Consider the following 1,279-nt stretch of genomic DNA (forward strand, 5'->3'; position numbering starts at 1 on the left):
TGTCAGTAATAGATGATCGGCATCTTCTTGGTATCCTTCCGATACTTCCTTTTCATAAAGCGTCCTGCGAGTGTAGTTCTCGACAAACTTCACTGCAGAGTTGGTATAAAGAGCGAGCAATTTATCATCATCCGTAAAATCAGGATCAATATTGCAATGTTGTTTTACTAATTCCAGAGAAAGCATTATTTCTCCTTTTTAGCCTTGGTGTTTTTTTTAGGCTCAGGCTCAGGATGTACAACTTCCTTTTCTTTTGCATAGCCTTTTTGAATTAACTCACGCCCATGTTGTTCTAAGGTTTCAATCTCTTTTCCCTCAGTAACAACGACACTGCCAAAGTAAATGGCACGTAATACGATTAACTTCATATTGCCCCCCAAAGAAAAGGCGGTCATAAAGACCGCCCCATTCTCCCTATTGGTTATTCCCCTGATGTAGGTACGGTGAAGTCACCGTAAACAAAGGCTTCAGGACGTTTTACTGCTAACGCTAAACGCTCCTCGCAACGAATTGAGATCATGTTTTTCTCAAAATCGTCGGTGTTTTCAGTAGAAATCACTACATTGGTTTCTTCACGATCGAATAACTGCGCACCCGCGTTAAATGCCCCTGTTAAGAATTTGCCTTTAAACGCCGTTGATTCAGTAGCAACAACAGGCAGACCCCATAAAGTCGGACCAATTAATGCAGATGGGTTGGCCAGAATGTAACGCCCTAATGAGTCTTTGGTTAATTCAATTTTCGCCCAATCAATAAAATGCAAAACATGCCCTGTGGCAGGTAGTCGAGCTAATTGAGCTTGTAGCATTGCCAGGCGTAAATCATCAATGCCGCTTTGCTTTTCGACACTAAATTCAGGTTTGTATTTAGAGGCTTGAGGAATGATGCCATGTAAATGAGCGCCAGAACCGTCACCAAACAAGATTTCTTGCTCTTCAACAAACTTCAAGCCATAACGCATTTCAGCATCGACTAAAGACTGCAGTTGTGCAAAATCATCTAGGATTTGTTTAGAGGCCTTGAACATATGAGCAATAGTGGTTACAGGTGTGATTTTGGTTGCAAATTCAATGTCACTGTAAGGCTTAGTGGTATTTTCTGGTACCACAGAAGCTTTATTCGTAAAGCCCGTCTGCTGAACCCAGAAAATAGCCGGTGAAGTAGTTTTGCCTGGTGCAATCAGATCTCGGATAAATAAACGCTGTTTTGGCGCAACATCAATACCGGGTAAGCGCTGAGGTTCAACAACACCTTCAGCCACACCGGTTGAAGTTAATGC

Annotated in this window: 3 protein-coding genes; all 3 read right to left on the reverse strand. The window is 42.2% G+C overall.

From position 1 onward, the window contains the following. A partial coding sequence (locus BHE89_RS17545) for a head-tail connector protein (RefSeq protein WP_141008330.1) occupies positions 1-186 on the reverse strand: 186 nt, incomplete at its 3' end. Continuing rightward, positions 186-368, reverse strand: coding sequence for a DUF7210 family protein (locus BHE89_RS17550; protein ID WP_069368439.1), 183 nt, complete (start codon positions 366-368; stop codon positions 186-188). The genes BHE89_RS17545 and BHE89_RS17550, both read right to left, overlap by 1 nt. A gap of 53 nt (positions 369-421) precedes the next feature. Beyond that, on the reverse strand, positions 422-1,279 hold an 858-nt coding region (locus tag BHE89_RS17555; protein WP_128860677.1), incomplete at its 5' end, for a phage major capsid protein.

The sequence above is a fragment of the Shigella sp. FC1967 genome (assembly GCF_001743005.1).
Taxonomy (GTDB): domain Bacteria; phylum Pseudomonadota; class Gammaproteobacteria; order Enterobacterales; family Enterobacteriaceae; genus Proteus.